This window comes from Croceicoccus sp. BE223 (assembly GCF_031457155.1).
GTDB lineage: Bacteria > Pseudomonadota > Alphaproteobacteria > Sphingomonadales > Sphingomonadaceae > Croceicoccus.
Window position 1 is genome coordinate 139,917 of the sequence record NZ_JAVDWB010000002.1, and the last position, 22,312, is coordinate 162,228.

23 protein-coding genes are annotated in these 22,312 nt (G+C 68.5%); 11 read left to right on the forward strand and 12 right to left on the reverse strand.

The genetic code is table 11. From position 1 onward, the window contains the following. The first annotated feature begins 53 nt into the window (after window positions 1–53). The gene (locus J2X37_RS04660) at window positions 54–1,799 is read left to right on the forward strand and encodes an amidohydrolase family protein (protein WP_310018340.1); all 1,746 of its coding nucleotides are present in this window, start codon (window positions 54–56) and stop codon (window positions 1,797–1,799) included. Between the two features lie 19 nt (window positions 1,800–1,818). On the opposite strand, the gene tatC is transcribed toward J2X37_RS04660, so the two are convergent. The 9 genes from tatC to J2X37_RS04705 form a co-directional block, all read right to left on the reverse strand. Then, on the reverse strand, window positions 1,819–2,622 hold the full coding sequence (gene tatC / locus J2X37_RS04665; RefSeq protein WP_310018342.1) for a twin-arginine translocase subunit TatC: 804 nt from the start codon (window positions 2,620–2,622) through the stop codon (window positions 1,819–1,821). A 10-nt stretch (window positions 2,623–2,632) separates the two neighbouring features. After that, window positions 2,633–3,103, reverse strand: coding sequence for a Sec-independent protein translocase protein TatB (gene tatB, locus J2X37_RS04670; RefSeq protein WP_310018344.1), 471 nt, complete (start codon window positions 3,101–3,103; stop codon window positions 2,633–2,635). A 38-nt stretch (window positions 3,104–3,141) separates the two neighbouring features. Further along, window positions 3,142–3,393, reverse strand: coding sequence for a twin-arginine translocase TatA/TatE family subunit (gene tatA / locus J2X37_RS04675; RefSeq protein ID WP_310018345.1), 252 nt, complete (start codon window positions 3,391–3,393; stop codon window positions 3,142–3,144). 127 nt (window positions 3,394–3,520) lie between these two features. After that, window positions 3,521–4,183 (reverse strand): SMC-Scp complex subunit ScpB, encoded by a 663-nt coding sequence (scpB, locus tag J2X37_RS04680; RefSeq protein WP_310018347.1) that lies wholly within the window; start codon window positions 4,181–4,183, stop codon window positions 3,521–3,523. Then, a complete protein-coding gene (locus tag J2X37_RS04685; protein WP_310018349.1) occupies window positions 4,180–5,046 on the reverse strand; it encodes a ScpA family protein in 867 nt (288 codons plus the stop codon). Before J2X37_RS04685 ends, scpB begins: the two co-directional genes overlap by 4 nt. Then, entirely contained in the window at window positions 5,043–6,086 is a 1,044-nt protein-coding gene (locus J2X37_RS04690) for a glycoside hydrolase family 3 N-terminal domain-containing protein (protein WP_310018352.1), read from the reverse strand. Before J2X37_RS04690 ends, J2X37_RS04685 begins: the two co-directional genes overlap by 4 nt. A 217-nt stretch (window positions 6,087–6,303) precedes the next feature. Then, entirely contained in the window at window positions 6,304–6,966 is a 663-nt protein-coding gene (locus J2X37_RS04695; protein ID WP_310018354.1) for an SPOR domain-containing protein, read from the reverse strand. A 26-nt stretch (window positions 6,967–6,992) separates the two neighbouring features. After that, the gene (gene argS / locus J2X37_RS04700) at window positions 6,993–8,762 is read right to left on the reverse strand and encodes an arginine--tRNA ligase (protein WP_310018355.1); all 1,770 of its coding nucleotides are present in this window, start codon (window positions 8,760–8,762) and stop codon (window positions 6,993–6,995) included. A 333-nt stretch (window positions 8,763–9,095) separates the two neighbouring features. Then, window positions 9,096–9,752, reverse strand: coding sequence for a hypothetical protein (locus tag J2X37_RS04705; RefSeq protein WP_310018357.1), 657 nt, complete (start codon window positions 9,750–9,752; stop codon window positions 9,096–9,098). 198 nt (window positions 9,753–9,950) lie between these two features. On the opposite strand from J2X37_RS04705, the gene ispH reads away from it, so the two are divergent. The 3 genes from ispH to rnhA are packed head-to-tail and all read left to right on the forward strand — an operon-like array spanning window position 9,951 to window position 12,389. Further along, complete coding sequence (gene ispH, locus J2X37_RS04710) at window positions 9,951–10,925, forward strand: 4-hydroxy-3-methylbut-2-enyl diphosphate reductase (RefSeq protein WP_310018358.1); 975 nt, start codon at window positions 9,951–9,953, stop codon at window positions 10,923–10,925. A 19-nt stretch (window positions 10,926–10,944) separates the two neighbouring features. Further along, window positions 10,945–11,922 carry a homoserine kinase gene (gene thrB / locus J2X37_RS04715; protein ID WP_310018360.1) on the forward strand — a complete coding sequence of 326 codons (978 nt, stop codon included), beginning with the start codon at window positions 10,945–10,947 and terminating at the stop codon, window positions 11,920–11,922. Then, window positions 11,919–12,389 (forward strand): ribonuclease HI, encoded by a 471-nt coding sequence (rnhA, locus tag J2X37_RS04720; RefSeq protein WP_310018362.1) that lies wholly within the window; start codon window positions 11,919–11,921, stop codon window positions 12,387–12,389. The genes thrB and rnhA overlap by 4 nt, the downstream gene beginning before the upstream one ends. A 33-nt stretch (window positions 12,390–12,422) precedes the next feature. Here the strand turns inward: rnhA and J2X37_RS04725 are convergent, their stop codons facing one another. The 3 genes from J2X37_RS04725 to J2X37_RS04735 all read right to left on the reverse strand — a co-directional run bounded on the left by J2X37_RS04725 (window position 12,423) and on the right by J2X37_RS04735 (window position 14,822). Beyond that, window positions 12,423–12,605 carry a DUF1508 domain-containing protein gene (locus J2X37_RS04725; protein ID WP_310019506.1) on the reverse strand — a complete coding sequence of 61 codons (183 nt, stop codon included), beginning with the start codon at window positions 12,603–12,605 and terminating at the stop codon, window positions 12,423–12,425. A 70-nt stretch (window positions 12,606–12,675) separates the two neighbouring features. Continuing rightward, a complete protein-coding gene (locus J2X37_RS04730) occupies window positions 12,676–13,773 on the reverse strand; it encodes an FAD-dependent oxidoreductase (RefSeq protein ID WP_310018365.1) in 1,098 nt (365 codons plus the stop codon). After that, a complete protein-coding gene (locus tag J2X37_RS04735) occupies window positions 13,770–14,822 on the reverse strand; it encodes an alpha/beta hydrolase (RefSeq protein ID WP_310018367.1) in 1,053 nt (350 codons plus the stop codon). The genes J2X37_RS04730 and J2X37_RS04735 overlap by 4 nt, the downstream gene beginning before the upstream one ends. Before the next feature lie 143 nt (window positions 14,823–14,965). On the opposite strand from J2X37_RS04735, the gene J2X37_RS04740 reads away from it, so the two are divergent. From J2X37_RS04740 to J2X37_RS04770, 7 genes are all read left to right on the forward strand, one after another. Beyond that, a complete protein-coding gene (locus tag J2X37_RS04740; RefSeq protein ID WP_310018369.1) occupies window positions 14,966–15,481 on the forward strand; it encodes a prepilin peptidase in 516 nt (171 codons plus the stop codon). Window positions 15,482–15,581: 100 nt separating this feature from the next. Continuing rightward, window positions 15,582–16,595 (forward strand): Flp pilus assembly protein CpaB, encoded by a 1,014-nt coding sequence (gene cpaB / locus J2X37_RS04745; RefSeq protein ID WP_310018371.1) that lies wholly within the window; start codon window positions 15,582–15,584, stop codon window positions 16,593–16,595. A gap of 66 nt (window positions 16,596–16,661) precedes the next feature. Further along, window positions 16,662–18,194: a type II and III secretion system protein family protein gene (locus tag J2X37_RS04750; RefSeq protein ID WP_310018373.1), complete on the forward strand. Its 1,533-nt coding sequence runs from the start codon at window positions 16,662–16,664 to the stop codon at window positions 18,192–18,194. Window positions 18,195–18,220: 26 nt separating this feature from the next. Then, a complete protein-coding gene (locus J2X37_RS04755; protein ID WP_310018375.1) occupies window positions 18,221–18,880 on the forward strand; it encodes a CpaD family pilus assembly protein in 660 nt (219 codons plus the stop codon). A 14-nt stretch (window positions 18,881–18,894) separates the two neighbouring features. Beyond that, window positions 18,895–20,202, forward strand: coding sequence for a pilus assembly protein CpaE (locus J2X37_RS04760; protein ID WP_310018377.1), 1,308 nt, complete (start codon window positions 18,895–18,897; stop codon window positions 20,200–20,202). A 59-nt stretch (window positions 20,203–20,261) separates the two neighbouring features. Then, entirely contained in the window at window positions 20,262–21,233 is a 972-nt protein-coding gene (locus tag J2X37_RS04765) for a type II secretion system F family protein (RefSeq protein ID WP_310018379.1), read from the forward strand. A 16-nt stretch (window positions 21,234–21,249) separates the two neighbouring features. Then, a complete protein-coding gene (locus tag J2X37_RS04770; protein WP_310018382.1) occupies window positions 21,250–22,251 on the forward strand; it encodes a type II secretion system F family protein in 1,002 nt (333 codons plus the stop codon). The last annotated feature ends 61 nt before the right edge of the window (window positions 22,252–22,312 follow it).

A 22,312-nucleotide genomic window follows, 5' to 3' on the forward strand; every position in this document is an offset into this window, starting at 1 on the left:
CGGCCCCTATCGGATATGGCGCGCGATGGAAATGCCGTTTAGACGCGGCGGTCATGACTGGTCGCCCCCCGCTTTCCGCCCGCGCCCGCCGCGCGTCCGCCCTTCTCCTTTCCTCGATCGCGCTGATCGCCGCCGCTCCGGCCATGGCCGACACGCTGGTCGACAATATCCAGGGCATCCGCGTCGATGCCAGCGGCAAGGTGGAGCGGTTTGTCGCGATGATCATCGATCCGAGCGGACGGGTGAAGGAAACCCTCGCCCAGGCGCCGAAGAAGCCCAAGAACATCGACTACCGCGTCGACGGCAAGGGCCGCGTCCTGCTTCCCGGCTTCGTCGATTCGCACGTCCACCTGTCCGGCATCGGCTTCAACGCGATCGGCCTCGACCTGTCGGACACCAAGACGATGGCGGAGGCGCTGAATAGGATCGCCGACTATGCGCGGCGCAACCCGAACAAGGCGTGGATCATCGGCCGCGGCTGGAACGAGGTGGTCTGGAACACCGGCCGCCTGCCGACCGCCGCCGAGCTGGACGCCGCGGTGCCCGACCGCCCGGTCTGGCTGGAGCGTGCCGACGGCCACGCCGGCTGGGCCAACAGTGAGGCGATGAGGCGCGCCGGCGTCACCGCCGCGACGAAGGCCCCTGCGGGCGGACGCATCGACATCGCGAACGGCCAGCCCAGCGGCATCTTCGTCGACGCGGCGACCGCGCTGGTGACGAAGCAGCTGCCGCCGCCGCTGCCCGAAGAGCGCGATCTCGCCTTTCGCAAGGCCCAGGAACTGCTCCTTTCGAACGGCGTGACGGCGGTGTCGGACATGGGCATCGGCCTGCTCGACTGGCAGGCGATGCGGCGCGAGGGCGACGTCAACCGGCTGTCGCTGCGCATCGCCGCCTACGCCGCCGGGGTGGACGAGATGATTACCATCGCCGGACCGGGGCCGAGCCCGTGGCTCTATGGCGACAGGCTGAAGCTGGCGGGAATCAAGATCTACCTCGACGGCGCGCTGGGATCGCGCGGCGCCTGGCTGATGCAGCCCTATGCCGACATGCCGTCGAGCAGCGGGCTGCAACTGGTCGGCGGCACGCAGCTTCGCAACATCATCAGCCGCGCCGCGATGGACGATTTCCAGGTCGCCATCCACGCCATCGGCGATGCCGCCAACCGCGAGGCGCTGGACGCCATCAGCGAGATGAAGGACAGCTATCCCGGCGACCGGCGCTGGCGCATCGAACATGCGCAAGTCGTCGATCCGTCCGACCTGCCGCGTTTCGCGCAGGAGGGGGTCATCGCATCGATGCAGCCGCATCACCAGGTGTCGGACCGGACGATGGCCGAAGCGCGGCTCGGGCCGAACCGGCTGACCGGTGCCTATGCCTGGAAGTCGATGCTGAACGCGAAAACGCACCTCGCCTTCGGATCGGATGCGCCGGTCGAGGTGCCCAACGTCTTCGAGGGCATCGCCGATGCCGCGACCCGCGCCGACGCGAACGGCCAGCCCTTTGGCGGGTGGCAGCCGCAGGAAATCGTCAGCCGCGAGGATGCGCTGGCCGCCTATACCGCGGGCGGTGCCTACGCGATGGGCGCGGAAGGCCGCTTCGGCACCTTGGCCAAGGGGGAATGGGCCGATTTCGTGCTGGTCACGGTCGACCCGCTGCTCGCTCCCGTAGCGACGCTGCGGCAGGGGCGCGTCATGGAAACCTACATCGCCGGGCACAAGGTCTGGTCGGCAGGCGATCCGGGCGTTTCGGCCGCCACGATGCCCGAGATCGGAACGAAGGCGACCATCGACGGCCGCTGATCACCCGCCCAGCGGATCGTCAGCCGACGGGCTCCTCGTTCGGATCGGTCGCTTCGGTTTCCGGGTCCGGCTTCGCTGCGCCGCCCAGCCGCATGATCAGCAACGAGCCTTCGAACAGGACCAGCAGCGGCGCGGCCAGCATCAGTTGCGACACGACGTCGGGCGGCGTGATGACCGCCGCGACGATGAAGATCGCGACGATCACGTAGCGGCGCGACTTCGCCATGGTCTCGTGGCGGACGATCCCGGCGCGGTTGAGCAGGAGCATCAGCACCGGCAGCTGGAAGCTCGCCCCGAAGGCGAGGATGAACTGCATGACGAGGTCGAGGTATTCGCCCATCGCCGGCAGCGCTTCCTGCTGCAAGCCGCCGGTGCTGCCCTCGAACCCGATGAACCACTTGAAGGCGGTGGGCATCACGAAGAAATAGGCCAGCGACGCGCCCATGACGAACAGGATGGGCGAGGCGAAAAGAAACGGCAGGAAGGCCTTCTTTTCCTTCGCATAGAGCCCCGGCGCGACAAAGGCCCAGAGCTGGTTGGCGATGATCGGAAAGGCGAGGAAGAAGGCGGCGAAGATGCCGACTTTCACCTCGACGAAGAAGGCCTCGTAGAGCTTGGTGTAGATCAGACGGCCCTGCCCCGGCGGGAACGCCGCGGTCAGCGGGCGGACCAGCAGGCCGAAGATCTGGCCGGAAAACGGCAGGCAGATCGCAAAGGCCGCGATCAGCGCCAGAACCGCGCGCAGCAACCGGCGGCGCAGTTCGATCAGGTGATCGAGCAGCGGGGTTTCCGTCTCGTCGAGATCGCTGACCTTGAACACCATGGCGGGCGGCTCAATCCTTCGCCGGCTTCGCGGGTGCCGGATCGTCGAACAGCGGCAGCGAACCCGGTTCGGCCGTCGGGGTGGGGGCCGTCGGAGGCGCAGCGACAGATGGCGGTGCTTCCGGCGCGGCAGATTTGGCCGCCGCCTTCGCGTCCGGAGTGGCAACCGGAGGTTTCTCGCTCGAAGGTGCGGGCGAAGCCACGTCCGCCGCGGCATGGTCGAGCCGTCCGGTCTCGGGATCGGCGCTGGGATGCTGCCGCATGATCTCGGCGTTGCGCCGGTCCCACTCCTTCTGCATGTCCTCCAGCTCCGCCTCGCGCACCATGGCATCGAGGCCGGAGCGGAAATGCGCCGACACCCGGCGCATCTTGCCGATCCAGCGTCCCGCCGTGCGCAGCGCGAGCGGCAGGTCCTTCGGCCCGATGACGATCACCGCGACGATGACGATCAGCAGGAGTTCGGTGGCACCGATATCGAACATCGATCAGTGTTCCAGCACGCCGCGGGCGGGCGGCGAAATCAGAGCTTGGTCTCGCCGTCCACGTTCGTCTTGGTCGGGTCCGCCTTGGTCGGCGCGGGATCGGCGGCGGGCGTCACGTCGCGGGTCTGTTCGATCCGCATCATGTCCTTGCCGCTTTCGTCGTTCATGCCCTGCTTGAAGCTTTTGATGCCCTTGCCGAAATCGCCCATCATTTCGGAAATCCGCCCGCGCCCGAACAGCACGAGGATGACGAGCGCGATGATGATGAGCTGCCAGGGGCCGACGTTCACGGGAATTCTCCTTCGCAGGCTATACCGCCCGCTTGCCTGTTCGCGGGCGATGCCGCCCGGTTGCCTGTCTTCGGGCGACCGCCCGGTCGCGTCACTGCAGGCGATACCGCCCGGTATCAGGGCCTGTCTAGGCGCTTTGCCCGTATATATCCAGTGAGCCGTTCGGTTCGTCATCTTCCGCGCCATCGCCCGACTGGCGGTCATCGGTTTCCGCTTCGGCCGCATCCTCGCCGGGCACGGCCATCTCGCGTTCCATCGCCTCTTCCACCGGGTCCAGCAGGCCGGCGGCGCGCAATTCGGCCAGGCCCGGCAACTCGCGCCGGCCGCCGAGGCCGAAATGGGTCAGGAAAGCGGGCGTCGTCGCATAGATCACCGGCCGGCCGGGCACCTCGCGCCGACCCGCGACGCGGACCCAGCCTGCCTCCATCAGGACGTCGAGCGTCCCCTTGGCGGTCTGCACGCCGCGAATCGATTCAATTTCGGCGCGGCTCACCGGTTCGTGATAGGCGATGATGGCAAGGCACTCGGTCGCCGCGCGCGACAGCCGGCGCGCCTCTTCGCGTTCCCGCCGCAGCAGGTGCGCCATGTCGGGCGCGGTCTGGAAATGCCACAGCCGCCCGCGCTGAACGAGGTTCACGCCGCGCTCGCGATAGGTCTCCTCAAGCTGCGCCAGCGCCTCGCGCACGTCGGCGCCGTTCAGATGCTCGGCGATCTCCTCGCGGCTCAGCGGCGTTTCGCTGGCGAACAGCAGCGCCTCGACCGCGCGGACGAAGTCGTCGGGCTGGCTCATGCCTCCCTCTCCTTCGAACGTGTCCGCGAACGGAGCCGAAGCGGCCCGAACGTCTCCTCCTGCGAAAGGTCGGCCCGGCCCTGCTTGGCCAGTTCCAGCGCCGCGACGAAGCTGGAGGCGAGCGCCGACTTCCGCAATTGCGGGTCGGCGTGGGGCGGCAGGAACTGGCGCAGTTCCATCCAGTCGAGCGCGACGCCGAGCATGGCGGAAACCCGGCTCAGCGCCGATTCGAGCGTCATCACCATGCGTTCGCGCACCATGTGCACCACCGGCGCGGTGCGCGCCTTGACCCGGCCATAGGCATGGACGAGGTCGAACCATTCGCATTGCCACGCCCGGCGATTGAGCACGCGCAGCCGCTCTGGCGCGCCGCGCGCGAACACGTCGCGGCCCAGCCGGTCGCTCGCCATCAGCCGCGCCGCCGCCTCGCGCATCGCGGCCAGGCGCTGCAGCCGCAGCTGCAGCCGCAGGGCGAGCAGTTCGGGGCTGGGATCTTCCTGCTCTTCCTTCGGCAGGAGCAGCGCCGACTTCAGATAGGCGAGCCAGGCGGCCATCACTAGGTAGTCGGCCGCCAGTTCGAGCTTCATCTCGCCCGCCCGGTCGATGAAGGCGAGATACTGGTCCACCAGATCGAGGATCGAGATGCGCCGCAGGTCGACCTTCTGCCGCCGCGCAAGGTCGAGCAGGATGTCAAGCGGGCCTTCGTAACCGTCGATGTCGATATAGAGGCGGGCCGGATCGTCCCTCGTGTCCTCGGCCAGGTCGGTCGCGGTGAGCGCGGGCACGTCCCAGTCGTCCCCATCCGGCAGGGAGACACCCGGCGTGGAGGCGAGCGGCAGGTGCGGCTCGCCCCCCGTGCTCATGCCGAGACGCCTGCCGCGGCCAGCCCCGCCGCAGCCAGCAGCGCGTCGCGCTTGGCCACGGCCTCGGCCCGCTCCCCGGCGCGGTCGAAGGGCCGGGCGACATCCGCGCCCGCCATCGCCGCATCGAGCCGGCGGCGCGCATCGGGCGTGATTTCGGGCAGCGCGGCGCAGATGCCCTCCATGTCCTCCATCCGGGCCCAGCAATTGAGCACCAGGTCGCACCCGGCCGCGATGGCCGCGGCCGACCGTTCGGGGATCGTGCCCGACAGCGCCTCCATGTCGATATCGTCGGTCATCAACAGGCCGTCGAAGCCGATCCGGCGGCGGATCACCTCGGCAATCACCGTGGGCGACTGGGTCGCGGGATTATCAGGGTCCCACGCCTCGAAAACGATGTGCGCGCTCATCGCCATCGGCGCGTCGCGCAGCGTCTGGAACGGCTTGAGGTCGCTGGCGAGGTCCGCCTCGTTCGCGGTGACGCGCGGCAGGTCCTTGTGGCTGTCGCACAGCGCACGGCCATGGCCCGGCATGTGCTTGACGATGCCGACCACGCCCGCTTCGGCCAGCCCGTCCAGCACCGCGCGGCCGAGCGAGCCGACCCGCAGCGGATCGCGGCCCAAGGCGCGATCACCGATGACGTCGTGCGCGCCTTCCTGCCGCACGTCGAGCAAGGGCAGCGCGTCGCTGCTCACGCCGACTTCGGCCAGGTCGAGCCCGATCGCCAGCGCATTGCAGCGCGCCGCTTCCAGCGCGGTGATCGGCGCCACGTCGTAGAGCCGGTCGAACAGGCCCTGCGGCGGGTAGGCAGGCCACACCGGCGGCTTCATGCGGGTGACGCGCCCGCCCTCCTGGTCGATCAGGATGAGGAGGTCGTCGCGCCCGTGCAGCGCGCGCAGTTCATCGGTCAGCGCGCGCATCTGCGCCACGCTTTCGCAGTTGCGCCCGAACAGGATGTAGCCAGCCGGTTCGCAAGAGGCGAAAAACGCGCGCTCGGCGTCGGTGGGGGCAAGCCCGGAAAGGCCAAAGATCACAGGTATCATCGAGTCGCAACCGTCCGCGAACCGGCCCGCCAAGGCAAGACCCATCGCCCCGCCATGCCCGATTGAATGATCGATCGGGCGGAAGGGTCGATTTTGCCCAAGGCGAGCCGAAAATGGTGATGGGCCGCGACCCGGAGCGCAGCGTTCTTCAGTCCGCGAGCACCCGAAGCGTGCCGCATCGCGATTTGCACGATGTCATGGGCGAAATCCCCGCAGGTCAACGCTTGACCTGGCACTCCAGGCCGTTGCGGCGCATGTCGTCGCACAGGGCGAACGCGCCGGCCATCGATCCCGCCACTGCCTGCAACCGCCAGACCGTCCCGATGTCGGCCTGACCCTGGACGATGCGGCGGTCGTAGCTGCCGAGCGGTTCGTAACGGCTGCGCAGCTGTTCCCAGCCCTTCTGCGCGTCGCCCTCGCTCGAATAGGCGCCGATCTGCACGGCGACGCCCGACACGGGCGGTGCCGCCGAAGCGCTGGGGCTGGCAGCGGCGACCGGCGCCGACTCGTCCTGCTTGGCCAGGGTCGCCTCGTTGTCGTAGCCCTGACCGACCTTGTAGGCGGTGTCGCCGGTGCCGGCGACAATCGATCCGCCACGCTCCTTCGGCCGGACCTTGTAGGGTTGTTCGGGCGCTGCGATCAGGGACCCGTCGCCTTCGGGCGGGGCGCTGGCCCACTGGCCCAAAAACAGCACCGCCGCCGCGACGGCAACGACGAGGCCGGCCACCACCGCCGCGAACTTGCCGATGCGCGACCAGTCGAGCCCTTCGTCAACCGTCTCGTCCGCCGATTCGAGCCAGGGCAGGCGCAGTTCCGGCTCGCCCAGCGCGAGCCTGCCTTCGCTGTCCGGGAGTTCCCCGGCACCTGCCTCTGCATTCACGTCGGCGACCCTCGCTCAAGAAACGCTCAAAGCTGCTCCGCCGCCTCGACCCCCAGGATGGCGAGGCCGTTGCGGATCACCTGCCCGACTTGCGCCGCAAGGTAGAGCCGCGCGCCGGACAGGTCGGCATTGTCGGCGACGATGAAACGCTTGTCGACCCGGTCGTTGCCGATGTTCCAGTAGGAATGGAAGGCGGCGGCCAGATCGTTGAGGAAAAAGGCGATGCGGTGCGGTTCGCGCGCGCGGGCCGCGGCCTCGACCTGCCGCGGGAACTGCGCCGCGACCTTGACGAGATCCAGCTCCTCCTCGCCCAGCAGGTCGAGATGCGCGGACGACGGCGCAAATCCCGCCTCGGCACCCTTGCCGAGGGTCGAGCAGATGCGCGCGTGGGCATACTGGACGTAAAAGACGGGGTTGTCCTTCGACGCTTCGACCACCTTGTCGAAGTCGAAGTCCATCTGCGCCTCGGGCTTGCGGGTAAGCATGGTGAAGCGGACGACGTCCTTGCCGACCATCTCGACCACGTCGGCCAGCGTGACGAAATTGCCCGCCCGCTTGCTCATCTTGAACGGCTGGCCGCCCTTCAGCAGCTGCACCATCTGGACCAGCTTGACCTCGAACGGGATCGGCGTGCCATTCCCCTCCGGGCCAGCCTCGGTCAGGGCCGCCACCGCGGCCTTGATCCGCTTTACCGTGCCGGCGTGATCCGCGCCCCAGATGTCGACGAGCGCATCGGCCCCTTGCGCCTTCTGGTAGTGATAGGCGAGGTCCGCGCCGAAATAGGTCCAGCTGCCGTCGGACTTCCTGATCGGGCGATCCTGGTCATCGCCGAACCGGGTCGAGCGGAAGAGCGGCAGCTCGACCGGCTCCCAGTCCTCCGGCGTCTTGCCCTTGGGCGCTTCGAGCACGCCGTCATAGACGAGGCCGCGTTCGCGCAGGAACGCCTCGGCCGCCTCGGGCTTGCCCGCGGCCTGAAGTTCGGCCTCCGACGAAAACAGGTCGTGATGGATGCCCAGCAGCGCGAGATCGGCGCGGATCATTTGCATCATCGCGGCAACGGCGCGGGTGCGGAACAGGTCGAGCCATTCGCTTTCGGGCGCGGCGGCATAGCGGTCGCCGAACTCGGCGGCCAGTTCCTGCCCGATCGGGATCAGGTATTCGCCCGGATAGTAGCCTTCCGGGATCTCGCCGATGTCTTCGCCCAGCGCTTCGCGGTAGCGCAAGTGGGCCGAGCGGCCCAGGGTCTGCACCTGCGCGCCGGCGTCGTTGACGTAGTATTCGCGCACCACCGCGAAGCCCGCGAATTCGAGCAGGCCCGCCAGCGCATCGCCGACGACCGCGCCGCGGCAATGGCCCATGTGCATCGGCCCGGTGGGATTGGCCGAGACGTATTCGACGTTGACCGTCTGCCCCGCGCCCAGCGCGCTGCGACCGTAGGCATCGCCCAGCGAGGCGACGGCGGCGATCTCGCCCAGCCACGCCGCGGGGGCGAGGCGCAGGTTGATGAAGCCGGGACCGGCGATGCTCGCCTCGGTCACCAAGGGGTGCGCGGAAAGCTCGGTCACCAGCCCCTCGGCCAGCGCGCGCGGGTTCGTCTTCGCCGGCTTGGCGAGCACCATCGCGGCGTTGGTGGCCAGATCGCCGTGGGCGGGATCGCGCGGCGGCTCCACCGCGACGGCGGCGCGGCCGACGCCTTCGGGCAGAGTGCCGTTCGCGACGAGCGCATCGAGCGCGGCATCAACGGCCCGCGACATGATGGCGTGGATGGTGTCGGTCTGGATCGTGGTCTCGGTCATGCCCGCGCGCCTAGCCCACCGCGACGCGAGAGGGAAGCCAGGACAGGAGCGCAGAGGCCGAGCCAAAAGCCAGAATCGGGCGCGAAGCCAAGGCAGGCGGATGCCAAGCACCTGACGGCCTGAAACAATCGGGCCGCGAAGCGAGACCCGCAAGCCAAACGAGCGCCCGAGCTTATGCGAAGCAAACAAGCCAGGCGGATGCCTCGCACTTGATGGCCCCAGAAAAACGGGGCGCGGAGCGACACCCGCAAGGCCGAACGGCCGCCGCGCCTTATTGGCGCGAAGCCAAGCCGGGCGGATGCCCGGCGCCCGGCGTCTGAGGGGCCCGCAGGATTATCGCGTGGCGTTGTAGGCCAGCTGGTCCTGCGTCAGCTGGAACCCGATCAGCATCTCGAACGTGGCGCGCGCGATCGCTGCCTTGACCTCGGGATCGGCGAGCGGATCGAGCGCGGCATCCTCGTCGCCCGCCTTGCGGCGCTTGGTGATGCGTTCGCGGATGTCCGCCGGCAGGGTCGCCGCGGCGGCGTCGACATAGGCGCCGGCGCGGGCCGAGCCCTTGCCGCGTTCCTGCCCGGCGGCAAAATCGACGCGCACGGTGCCGACCTGCTTGGTCACCACCACGGTGCCGCCCTGCAGCACGGTCACGAAATAAGGCAGGTCGACGCTGCGCGCGGCGGACACGTCGCGGCGGGTGGCGAGGACGTCGAAGGTTGCCTCGGTATAGACCTGCGCGCCGCTGTCGTCGCAAGTCGAGCGCACGTTGGTGATCGCCGCTGTCACGTCGAGCGCGTCGAGCGTCCTGGCCCCCGGCTGCGTGAAGGTGGTGAGGTTGCCGAGATAGTCGGGAACGCCGACCGCCGGGCACACGCCGCGCACCGCGGTGATGCCCACGCCCTGGTCGACGATGATGTCGCCTTCGGACTTGCAGCCCGCAACCGTAAAGGCGGCGAGCATCGCCATCGCGGCGGAGGCTTTGAAACGGAAGGTCATCTCTGGCGGTACCCTGTGCCCAAATAAAGCGAACTGGTCTTGCGAACGTCCTTGCGCGCCTGCCCTAGCCGCAAGGGCCGCGCACGGCAATGCGCAGGCTTGTAACTTTGCCCTGTTGGCGCTGCAAACCTGTCTCCAGGGTTTACGAGGCGCGCATCCGCTTTACCTGGGGGCGATGCCGTGGCTAAAGGGCAGACGATGCCCGAAACAGCCCCGCTTTCGCCCGCCGCCACCGCCGAGCGGCCCCTTCGCCTGCTGATCGCCGCGCCGCGCGGCTTCTGCGCCGGGGTGGACCGCGCCATCGAGATCGTCGAGCGCGCGCTCGATCGCTACGGCGCGCCGGTCTACGTGCGGCACGAGATCGTCCACAACCGCTTCGTCGTCGATTCGCTGAAGGCCAAGGGCGCGATCTTCGTGGAGGAGCTGGACGAAGTGCCTGACGGGGTGCCGGTGGTCTTTTCCGCCCACGGCGTGCCGAAATCGGTGCCCGCCGATGCCGAAAGCCGCGGGCTCGACTATCTCGACGCGACCTGCCCGCTGGTGAGCAAGGTGCATCGCCAGGCCGAGCGGCAGGTGGAGGCCGACCGCCACATCATCTTCATCGGGCACAAGGGCCATCCCGAAGTCGTCGGCACTTTTGGCCAGGTACCGGACGGCGCGATGACGCTGGTCGAGACGGTCGCCGACGTGGAGGCGCTGACCTTCGGCCCCGAAGAGCCGCTCGCCTACCTGTCGCAGACGACGCTGTCGGTGGACGACACGCTCGACATCATCACCGCTTTGGAAGGACGCTATCCGCACATCGTCGGGCCGAAGGCGGAGGACATCTGCTACGCGACCTCGAACCGGCAGGCCGCCGTCAAGGCGATCGCCGGCGAATGCGACCTGGTGCTGGTGATCGGTGCGCCCAATTCGTCCAACTCGCTCCGCCTCGTCGAAGTGGCGGAGCGGATGGGCGCGACCGCGCGGCTGGTCCAGCGCGGCAGCGAGATCGACCCCGCCTGGCTCGATGGCGTCGACACCGTCGGCCTCACCGCCGGTGCCTCCGCGCCGGAACTGCTGGTCCGCGAAGTGGTCGCCGCGCTGGCCGCGCTGCGCCCCCTCACCGAGGAAGTGATCCGCACCGCGCAGGAACGCATCACCTTCAAGCTGCCCCGCCAGCTTCGCGACTGACCGGCTCTCGGGGGGTATCATGGCCGTCTACACGCGCATCGGGGCCGAGGCGATGGCCGCGCTGATCGCCGAATTCGACGTCGGCGAGATCGTCAGCGCCAAGGGCATCGCCGAAGGGGTGTCGAACAGCAACTGGCTGATCGAGACCCGCAAGGACGAGGTCAGCTCGCGCTACATCCTGACCGTCTTCGAAGGGCGGACCGAGATCGGCGACCTGCCGTTCTTCCTCGGCCTGCTCGACCATCTCGCCGCCGCCGGCTGCCCGGTGCCGCGCACGATCCACGACCGCACGGGTGCCGCGTTCCGCCGGTTCGAGGCCGACGGCGAGGAGAAGACGCTCGCTCTCATCGAATTCCTGCCCGGCGTCTCCGCCGACTGCCCGACCCCGGCGCAGGCCGAGGCGGTGGGCCGCGCCATGGCGCAAGTACACCTTGCGGCGCAAAGCTATGCCGGCTCCCGCGAGAATGGCATGGGACCCGATGCGTGGCGCCAATTCGCGCGCGCGTGCGACGGCCGCTGGCACGAGATCGATGAAGCAATGAAAGACGTTCCCGCCATCCTCGATAACGTGATCGCCGCGCTTCCCGCCGACCTGCCCCGCTCGATCATTCATGCCGATCTGTTTCCCGACAACGTTCTGCTGGTCGGCGAGGACGTGTCGGGCCTCATCGACTTCTATTTCGCCTGTTCCGGCCCGATGGCCTACGATCTTGCCGTCGCGCACGCGGCGTGGAGCTTCACCGCTGACGGGCGCCAGCATGACGCGCGAATCGGCGCGGCGCTGCTGCGCGGTTACGAAGCGGTGCGCCCGCTGGAACCGACGGAACGGTCGGCGCTCCCGCTGCTGGCACAGGGGGCGTCGCTGCGCTTCCTGCTGACCCGGTCGTACGACTGGCTCAACACGCCCGCCGACGCGCTGGTCACCCGCAAGGACCCCTGCGCCTTCTTTCGCCGGTTGCAGTTCTACCGCGAGCGCGGCGCGCAGGTCTTCGCGTGAGCGACGGGCACGGGAAGGACAGGCCCGCCACCCGGGTCGAGATCTTCACCGACGGGGCCTGCAAGGGCAATCCCGGCCCCGGTGGCTGGGGCGCGCTCCTCCGCAAGGGCGGGACCGAGAAGGAACTCTCGGGCCGAGAAAGGGCCACGACCAACAACCGCATGGAAATGACCGCGGTAATCGAGGCGCTGAAGGCCCTCACCCGCCCCTGCGAGGTCGATCTCTACACCGACAGCAAGTACGTCATCGACGGCATCACCAGCTGGGTGCACAACTGGCAGAAGCGCGGCTGGAAGACGGCGGCGAAGAAGCCGGTGCTGAACGAGGACCTGTGGCGCGCCATGCTCGACGCCGCCGCGCCGCACCGGATCCGCTGGCACTGGGTGAAAGGCCACGCCGGTCACCCGGAAAACGAACGCGTCGATACCCTCGCCAGCGACCAGGCGGTGCTGGCGAGCGCATCCTGATCGGCCGGTGCCCGCCGCCGGTTCGCGGCGCCGTCAGCTTGCGGTGGTATCGACGATCTCGGCCTTGGGGCCGTTCTTGAGGATCGAATCGATCGCGTTCCTCGCGCTCGACTTCGAGGTGTAGCCCTCGGTCCAGAACATCGTTTCGGCGTTGTAGCAGAAATAGGCGACGTACTCGCCCTTCTTGTTCTTCCGGATCTCGAAACGGTGCGCCATCGCGTCTTCCCCCATGGTCTTGCGGAAAGTCGCGCAAACTATCGCAAGACGACGCTCATGCAACCCAGCGTCAGCCGAAACGTGCGGGCGCGTAGACGGCGGGGTCGATGTCGGCGGCCATTCCGGCGTCGGTGTCGAGCAGCAGCGACGATGCCAGCGCCGCGGCCGCCGGCGCGGTCTGGATGCCGAAGCCGCCCTGCCCCGCGCACCAGAAGAAACCGGGCACGCGGGCATCGAAGCCGTAGACCGGCATCCGGTCGGGCGCGAAGCTGCGCAGGCCCGCCCACTTGCGCTCGACCGCCTCGACCCGCCAGTCGACGACCCGCTCCATCCGGTCGATCGCGACGGCGACGTCCAGTTCCTCCGCCGCGGCGTCGCAGGGATCGCTCGGCGTCTCGTCGTGCGGGCTGAGCCAGACGCGGCCGCTTTCGGGCTTGAAATAGAACGTCTCGTTGATGTCGAGCACCAGCGGCAGCGTGGCGGGCGCGGGCGGCGCGGTGCGCAACTGCGCGACCGTGCGGCGCAGCGGCGCGATGCCGAGCGGGGCGACCCCGGCCAGCCGCGCCACCGGATCGGCCCAGGCCCCGGCCGCATCGACGAGCACGTCGCAGCGCAGCGTCTCGCCATGGGCGAGGCCGAGCGACCAGCCGTGCCCATCGCGCGTCGCGGATACCAGCCGCGCATGAACCCGCAGGTCCACCCCGGCCCGGGCCGCGGCACCGAGGTAATGGGCATGCAGCGCGGCGACGTCGATGTCGGCACACGAATGTTCCCAGGCGGCGCAGGTCCATTCCGGACGCAGACCCGGCACGTGCCGCTCCATCGCCGCGCGGTCCAGCATCGCGATCCCGGCACCGAGATCGGCGAATCGCTCGGTAAAGTTGCGGACCGTCTCGCGGTCTTCCTCGCGCCCGATGTTGAGCGCACCGCGCGGTGTAAGGAACCCGCCTTCGTCGAGGTAGCGATACGAAGAGGCGGTCAGCGGATAGACCCCCGGCCCGCCATAGGTTTCGGCCCAGAACGCGGCGGAGCGGCCGGTCGCGTGATAGCCGGGCCGCTCCTCGCCCTCGATCAGGACGACGCTCGCGCGCCCGGCGATCGTGGCGGCAAGGCTTGCGCCCGCCATGCCGGCACCGACGATGGCGATGTCGAAGCGCGGCGCGCTCATCGCCGGGGTGCCCTGTCGTCGAGGAAGTCGCGAATCGCCTGCATCGCCCTGTCGCGCACCGGGTCCGCTTCCCGCAGGATCTCGTGCCGCGCCTCGTCGCCGTATTCGACCAGCCGCGCATCAGGCAGTAGGCGCGCCGCGCGGCGGATGGCACCGGGCGAAACCAGCTTGTCGGCCCGCGTCGCGAGCAGCAGCACCGGGATCCTGACCGAAGCGAGCGCGGCGGGGCTCGCGATCCTCGCCATAGATAGCACCGCCTGTTCCAGCCAGCCCCAGCTTGCCGGCCCCATCGCCAGTTCGGGGCGGACGGTCCGCCAGAATTCCTCGTCCGCGTAACGAGCCGGATCGTGAGTCAGCAGGTCGATGCGATCGGCCGGAAACTCGCCGGGCTTCTCGCTCCACTTCCACGCGGGACGGCGGGGATCGCCCATGCGGGCGCGCAGCGCGGCGAAGGCGCGGAGCAGCGCGAAGGGCACCGGCACCCCGGCAAAGCCGAGCATCGGCGCGACCAGCACGGCGGCATCGGGATCGATGGCACCTTCCTCGAGCGCGCGCAGCAGGATGTGCCCGCCCATCGAATGGCCGAAGGCGATTCGCGGTTCCGGTGCCGCCACCCTCCACCGGCGCCAGAACGCGGCGAGATCGGCCACCCACGTGGCGAAATCGTCGATGTGCCCGGTCAGCGGATCGGCGCCAAGCCGTCCCGATCCCGCCTGCCCGCGCCAGTCGATCGCCGTCACCCGCCATCCTTCGAGATGCCAGGCGTGCAGCGTTTCGAGATACTTTTCGTACGTGTCGCCCCGCCCGGGCAGGAACAGCAACGAACCGCGCGGCGCGGCGCCCGATGCGGCCCCCGGTGAACCGGGCCAGTCGATTCGCCGTATCGCGTGCCCGTCCCCTGCGCGCCAGACGGCTTCCGTCGCGATCGTCGGGATGGCGCGCCGCACCGACATCGCCGGATCGACCGCGGCGGGGTCTGCCCCGGCGGGATCGGCCCGATTCGCGGTGTCCGGAGGCGGGTCGGCGCTGATCGATCGGTCCTTTGGCACGCGCGGGAAACAGCGCGGAAATGGATGAAGGGTTGGTTACCGTTTGGTAAGCCATCCCGCCTAGACCGGGCCCATCAAGGTAAATTTTTCCAACCCGCCACGGCCTGTCGCCGCCGGCGGGAAGGGACCACGAGGGGCCCGACATGAACGCAGGACTGGTCGTTTACGGTTTGCTCGCCGGCTTGGCAATCGCGGTGGTCTATGGCGCGTTCACCGATATCCGCACGCGCAAAATCACCAACCGGCTGACCCTGACGGTCGCGGCTTTCGCACCGGTGTTCTGGTGGGCTTCGGGCCTTGCGCTCTGGCCGGGCGTCGCGGCGCAGCTCGCTCTGGCGGCAGGCATGTTCGCGTTCGGGGCGCTGATGTTCCGCCTGCGCCAGATGGGCGGCGGCGACGTCAAGCTGCTGACCGCCATCGCGCTGTGGCTGCCGCCGGCGGTGTTCGGGGTGCTGATGCTGATGATCTGCATCGCCAACGGGCTGCTGACGGCGTGGATGATCACGCGTCACCGCCGCCTTCGCCGCGCCGGGCTGGAGGCGGCCCAGCTCCAGATTCCCTACGGCGTTTCGGTCGCCGCCTGCATGCTTTTGCTGCTGGCGATCGCCTATGGCCCGGCCCTGCAGGAAACCCTGATGTTCGGTTCAACGCTGTCTTGACCTGATTTTAACCATTGCCGGCCAACTTGCCGGTTAGAGCGCTGGCCAGAAGACTCGGAAACCGGCCGGTAGCAGACACGACGAAGGGGCGACTTTTGCCATGGACAAGAAGAAGCTGATACTGCTGGTGGTTGCGCTGGTCGTCGCGGTGGGTACCGCGCTGATGGCCCGCTCGATGTTCGCCGGCAATGCCACTCCGACCGTTGAGGCTGCCACCGCCGAGCCGAAGGGACCCCGCGTCCTCGTCGCCACGCGCAAGCTGCCGATCGGCACCATCATCACCGCCGACGCGCTGCAGTTCAAGCTGTGGCCCGAGGAAATGGTGCAGGACGCCTACTTCGTCGAAGGCCAGGCCGACATGAACCAGCTTCTCGGCACCGTCTCCCGCTTCCCGATCACCGCGGGCCAACCGGTGACCCAGGGCGCGCTGGTCAAGCCCGGCGACCGCGGCTTCCTCGCCGCCGCGCTCGGCCCCGGCATGCGCGCCGTCACCATCCCCGTTTCCGCCAAGACCGGTGTTGCCGGCTTCATCTTCCCCGGCGACCGCGTCGATCTGCTGCTGACCCAGAAGGTGTCGGGCACCGAGAACGAGGACGGCTTCAACGCCGCCGAGACCGTGCTGCGCAACCTGCGCATCCTCGCCACCGACCAGCGCACCGACAGCCAGGTCGTCGACGGCAAGACGGTCGTCACCAAGACCAGCCTCGTCACCATCGAGGCGACGCCCCGCATCGCCGAGAAGGTCGCCGTCGCCGAAAAGCTCGGCACGCTGAGCCTGGCGCTGCGCCCGCTGGCCGACACCCGCGCCGAGCTCGACCGCGCCATCGCCAAGGGCGAGGTCGTGGTTCCCGATGGCGCCTCGCCCGAGCAGGAGGAGGAGATCCTCCAGCTTGCGATGAACGCGCCGCAGGAAGGTCGCTCGACCTACCAGACCGGCGGCGACGTCTCGCGCTTCCAGGCCCGCTCGTTCAAGCCCCGCTCCGCCGCGCCTTCGCCCTTCATGCCGGCGATGGCCAGCGGCCCGGCACCGGCGGCGGCTCCGGCCGTGCCGAGCGGTCCGGTCGTGCGGATCACCCGCGGCACCAGCACCTCGGCCGTTCCGGTGGCCCGCTAAGGCCCCGACGCACAAAGGGACGGAACCGACATGACCACGCTCATTCATTCCCAGGGGGGAACCAAGATGAAACGCATGCTCGCGAGCATCGCCTTCGCCGCCACCGCACTGGCGCCGATCGGCATCGCCGGCCTCTCCGGCACCGCTGCGGCCCAGTCTGCATCGCTGCCCAAGCCGACCAACGAAGTCGTTGTCTCGGTCGGGACCAGCCAGCTCGTCAACGTCGGCGGGCGCATGGCCGACATCTTCATCGCCGACGACAAGATCGCCGACGTTCAGGTGAAGTCGGCCAACCAGGTCTTCGTGCTGGGCAAGTCGCCCGGCGAGACGACCCTTTACGCCACCGACAACGTGGGCCGGGTCATCTGGTCCTCGGTCATCCGCGTCGGCAACAACCTCTCCTCGATCGACCAGATGCTCGATCTCGCGATGCCCGAGGCGCGCATCCAGACCGCGACGATGAACAACACCGTGCTGCTGACCGGCACCGTCGCCGCACCGGAGGACGCGGCAGAGGCCGAGCGCCTTGTCTCGGCTTTCGTCGGGCCCGGAACCAATGTCATCAGCCGCCTGCGGCTCGCCACCCCGCTGCAGGTCAACCTGCGCGTCCGCTTCGCCGAAGTCAGCCGTTCGCTGGTTCGCGTGCTGGGCGCCAGCGTCAACACCTTCGACGGCACCAGCGGCTTCAAGTTCGGCATCGCGCAGGGGCGTGACGGGTACTTGCCGCAGTGGACAGTCGGCGGCGACGGCCTTTTCGTCGGCGGCACCGAGGCAGGCGGCACGGGCAGCCTCATCAAGCAGAATTCCGGCACGTCCACGATCGGCGGCATCGGCAAGTTCCTCGGCCTCGATATCGCCGCCGCGCTCGACGTGGGCGAGACGACGGGCCTCGTGACGACCATCTCGGAACCCAACCTCACCGCGCTTTCGGGCGAAACGGCCGACTTCCTCGCGGGCGGCGAATATCCGATCCCGGTCAGCTCGGGCCTCGGCTCGACCTCGATCGAGTACAAGAAGTTCGGCGTCAGCCTCTCCTACACCCCGACGGTGCTGGCCAACGGCCGCATCTCGATCCGCGTCCGCCCCGAAGTCTCCGAACTGTCGAGCCAGGGCGCGGTCGTGGTCAGCGGTTTCCAAATCCCGTCGCTGACCGTGCGCCGCGCGGAAACGACGATCGAACTGGGTTCGGGCCAGAGCTTCATGATCGCGGGTCTGCTGCAGAACGGCTACAACAGCGCGATCGAAAAGACGCCCGGCGTCGCCGACATCCCGATCCTCGGCAATCTCTTCCGCTCGAACAGCTTCCGCAAGGGCGAGACCGAGCTGGTCATCGTGGTCACGCCGTACCTGGTGAAGCCGGTCGACGATGCCGACATCGTGCTGCCGACCGACGGCCTGCGCACGGTGCCCGAATTCGAGCGCCTGCTCCTCAACAAGAACACCGATGGCGTGACCGGTACCGCCCGCCCGATGCCCAGCGCGACCAAGGATGTCGTCGCCCCCGGCATCAGCGCGGCGACGCCGCAATCCGCCGACCCGGCCCGCCAGCCCGTTCGCAGCGCCGATGCTGCCGGATCGGCGCCCGGCTTCTCGTTCTGATCGCACGAAGGACAATGGTGATGACGATGAACACTGCAAACCGGTTCACCCGCTCCCTGCGCCCGCTGGCCTTCGCGCTGCTGGCCAGTGCCGGCCTCTCGGCCTGCGCCGGCGGGGTCGCGACCAACCGCACGCTCTATTCGGACAACCAGCCGGTGGTCAGCCGCACGAATTACGTGTTCGACGTGCAGGCCGGCCCGTCCGGCATCCCGATGAGCGAACAGCGCCGCCTGACCGACTGGTTCGACGCGCTCGAACTCGGCTACGGCGACAAGGTCTCGGTCGATGGCAGCAGCCTCAGCCCGGCGGCCCGCGACGATCTCGCCAAACTCGCCGATGCGCGCGGCTTCCTGCTCGGCATGACCGCGCCGGTCACCGAAGGCATGGCCCCTGCCGGGTCTGCCCGCGTGGTCGTGACCCGCGCCGTCGCCTCGGTCCCGAACTGCCCGAACTGGAGCGCGCAGTCCGATGCGAACCCCAACAACGCCACCAGCCCCGGTTACGGCTGCGCCATCAACGGCAACCTCGCCGCGATGATCGCCGACCCCGAAGACCTCCTGCGCGGCCAGCGCGGTTCGGGCGAGACGGTGGTGATGAGCTCGACCAAGGCGATCGAAGCCTACCGCGAGGCGAAGCCGACCGGCAACGGCAACAAGGTCAACGAAGTCGCGTCCGACAGCAAGTAAGAAGGGATAATCCGATGAATGCTCCCTGGGCTCCCGGCGGCGGTAACGCCGGTCATGGCGATCGCGACAGCTTCGCCGCGTTCCTGTGCGACGAGGCGACGACCGATGTCGTGCGCAACGCCGCCTCCGAACTCGGCCTGCCGCACGAAAAGTGCAACAAGGGCGGCCTGCGCAACGCGGTGCAGACCCTGTCGGTGTCGGCCAGCCCGTCGATCCTGCTGGTCGACCTGTCCGAATGCGGCGATCCGCTGAGCGACATCAACGCCCTGGCCGAGGTGTGCGAGCCGGGCACGGTGGTCATCGCCATCGGCCAGGTCAACGACGTGCGCCTCTATCGAGACCTCACCGCCAGCGGCATCCAGGACTACCTGCTGAAGCCGGTGACCGAGGAAGCGGTGCGCGACGCGCTGATTCAGGCGCAGACCAGCTTCAACGCTCCGCGCCATAGCGGCGGCGGCGAAAGCGCGGCGCGCGACCACGTGCTGACCGCGGTGGTCGGCACGCGGGGCGGCGTCGGCGCCTCGACTCTGGCGACCTCGATGGCCTGGCTGTTCAGCACCGAACACAAGCTGCCGACAGCGCTGCTCGATCTCGACGTGCATTTCGGCACCGGCGCCCTCACCATGGACCTGGAGCCGGGCCGCGGCCTGACCGACGCGATCGACAACCCCAGCCGCATCGACGGCCTGTTCATCGAACGCGCGATGGTGCGGGCGAACGACCATCTCTCGGTGCTGTCGGCCGAAGCGCCGATCCACACGCCGCTGATGACCGACGGTTCGGCTTTCGTGCAGCTGGAGGACGAGTTCCGCCAGGCCTTCGACATGACCGTAGTCGACCTGCCGCGCAACATGCTGATCAACTTCCCGCACATCCTGAACGGGGCGGACGTGTTCATCCTCGCGACCGAACTGACGCTCGCCTCGGCGCGCGATTCGATCCGCATCCTGTCGTGGCTGTCGAGCCATGCCGAGCACGTGAAGCCGATCGTCGTCGCCAACCGCGTCGGCCAGGGCGCGGGCGAGATCAGCCGCGCCGACTTCGAGGCCTCGATCGAACGCAAGATCGACTACATCATCCCCGCCGACGTGAAGGCCGCGATCCATGCCGCCAAGCTGGGCCAGGTGCTTGTCGAGGCGAGCCGCGGCTCGAAGGCCTCGGCGGTGATCCGCGACATCAGCCGCGCGATCGTGACCAGCGGCGGCGACAGCGCTTCCGCCCCCGGAAACGGCAAGGGCAAGGGCAAGGATGCGGCCAAGGGCGCATCGCTGATGAACAAGTTCGACCTGCGCTCGATGCTGGGGTCCAAGCAGAAGGCGTGACCCGCGCCCGCGCAAGGACTCCCGGCTGAACCGGTTCGACAAGGAAGGACGCGAAGACGATGGATATGGCGCAAATCGGCATCATCGCCCTGGGCATGTTCGTGATCATGTTCGTCGCGTACGTTGCGCTCTACGGCTCGTCCGCCTCGCGCGCGCAGACCAAGCGGCTGCAGCAGATCCGCTATCGCCACTCGGAAAACGGCGAGGCGAAGGTCGAGGCGCAATTCAAGAAGGCGGTCGCCGCCCGCCGGGTGAAGCCGCACCGGGTCGCCGGCGCCGATTCGAAGGCCGCGGCCCTGTCGCTGCGGCTCGAACGCACCGGCAAGGACATCACCGTCCAGCAGTATATCTACGCCTCCGTCGGCATCGGCGTGCTGGTGGCGCTGCCGATCGTCACTGTCTTCGGCGCGCCGCTGCTCGGCCTCGCCCTGGGCGCGATGATGGGCGCGGGCGTTCCGCACCTTGCGGTCAAGTACCTGATCGCCAAGCGGACCAAGGCCTTCAACACGCGCTTTCCCGACGGTATCGAGCTGCTCGTGCGCGGCCTGCGCGCCGGCCTGCCGGTGACCGAGACGATGGCGGTCGTCGCGGGCGAGATCGACGGCCCGGTGGGCGAGGAGTTCCGCAACGTGACCGACCGGGTGCGGGTCGGCAAGTCGCTCGACGACAGCCTGCAGGAAACCGCCGACAAGCTGGACCTGCCGGAATTCAAGTTCTTCTGCATCAGCCTCGCCATCCAGCGCGAGACCGGCGGCAATCTTGCCGAGACGCTTTCGAACCTCGCCAAGGTGCTGCGCGACCGCATGCAGATGAAGCTCAAGATCCGGGCGATGAGCTCGGAAGCCAAGGCCTCGGCCTACATCGTCGGCGCCCTGCCCTTCGTGGTGTTCACGATGGTCTACATGCTGAACCCCAAGTACCTCGGCGGGTTCTTCACCGACGACCGCCTCATCGTCGCGGGCCTCGGCGGCCTGGTGTGGATGAGCCTGGGCGGTTTCATCATGTACAAGATGGTCAGTTTCGAGGTCTGAGGGAAAGGCAAGGATCATGGTCAACAATCCCGCAGGCCCCACGCTTCTCGGCTTCGACGTCATCATGGTCGGCACGCTGCTGGCCGGTGTCGCCGCCCTTGCCGCGATGATGGCCGTCTACGCCGCCGTCACCGTGCGCGACCCGATGGCCAAGCGCGTCAAGTCGCTCAACGCCCGGCGCGACGATCTCAAGGCGGGCCTCATGGGCACGATCAACGTGCGCCGTTCGATCCGCCGTCGGACCGACGTGACCAACAAGGTCCGCGACGTCCTCGGCTCGCTGAAGATGCTGCAGGATTCGCAGATCGCGACGATCGAGCAGAAACTGATGCAGGCCGGCATCCGCCGCAAAGAGCTGGCCTATGTCGTCGTCGCCGCGCGGCCGGTGCTGATGATCACGCTCGGCCTGCTCGCCGCGACGGTGATCTACTGGACCGACATGTATCCCGACTGGGGTTCGATGCGGCGGTTCAACACCTTCGCCTTCATCCTGATCATGGGATACAAGGCGCCCGACATCTATCTCAAGAACATCATCGACAAGCGGACGAGCGCCATCCGCAAGGGGCTGCCCGACGCGCTCGACCTCCTCGTCATCTGCGCCGAGGCGGGCCTGACCGTCGACGCCGCCTTCGGCCGCGTGTCCAAGGAACTGGGCCGGGCCTATCCGGAACTGGCCGACGAATTCGCGCTGACCTCGATCGAGCTGTCGTTCCTGTCCGAACGCAAGCAGGCGTTCGACAATCTCGCCTACCGCGTCAACCTGGAGGCGGTGAAGGGCGTGACCACGACCATGGTGCAGACCGAACGCTACGGTACCCCCCTGGCCAGTGCTCTGCGCGTGCTGTCCGCCGAATTCCGCAACGAACGCATGATGCGGGCCGAGGAAAAGGCCGCGCGCCTGCCCGCGATCATGACCGTGCCGCTGATCCTGTTCATCCTGCCGGTGCTGTTCATCGTCATCCTCGGCCCGGCGGCCTGCGCCATCTCCGACACGTTCCTCAACCGGGAATCGTAGGAGCGGGTGCGCCGCCACACGGCGTGAACCGAAAAGGGCGGCGGGGGATGACCCTGCCGCC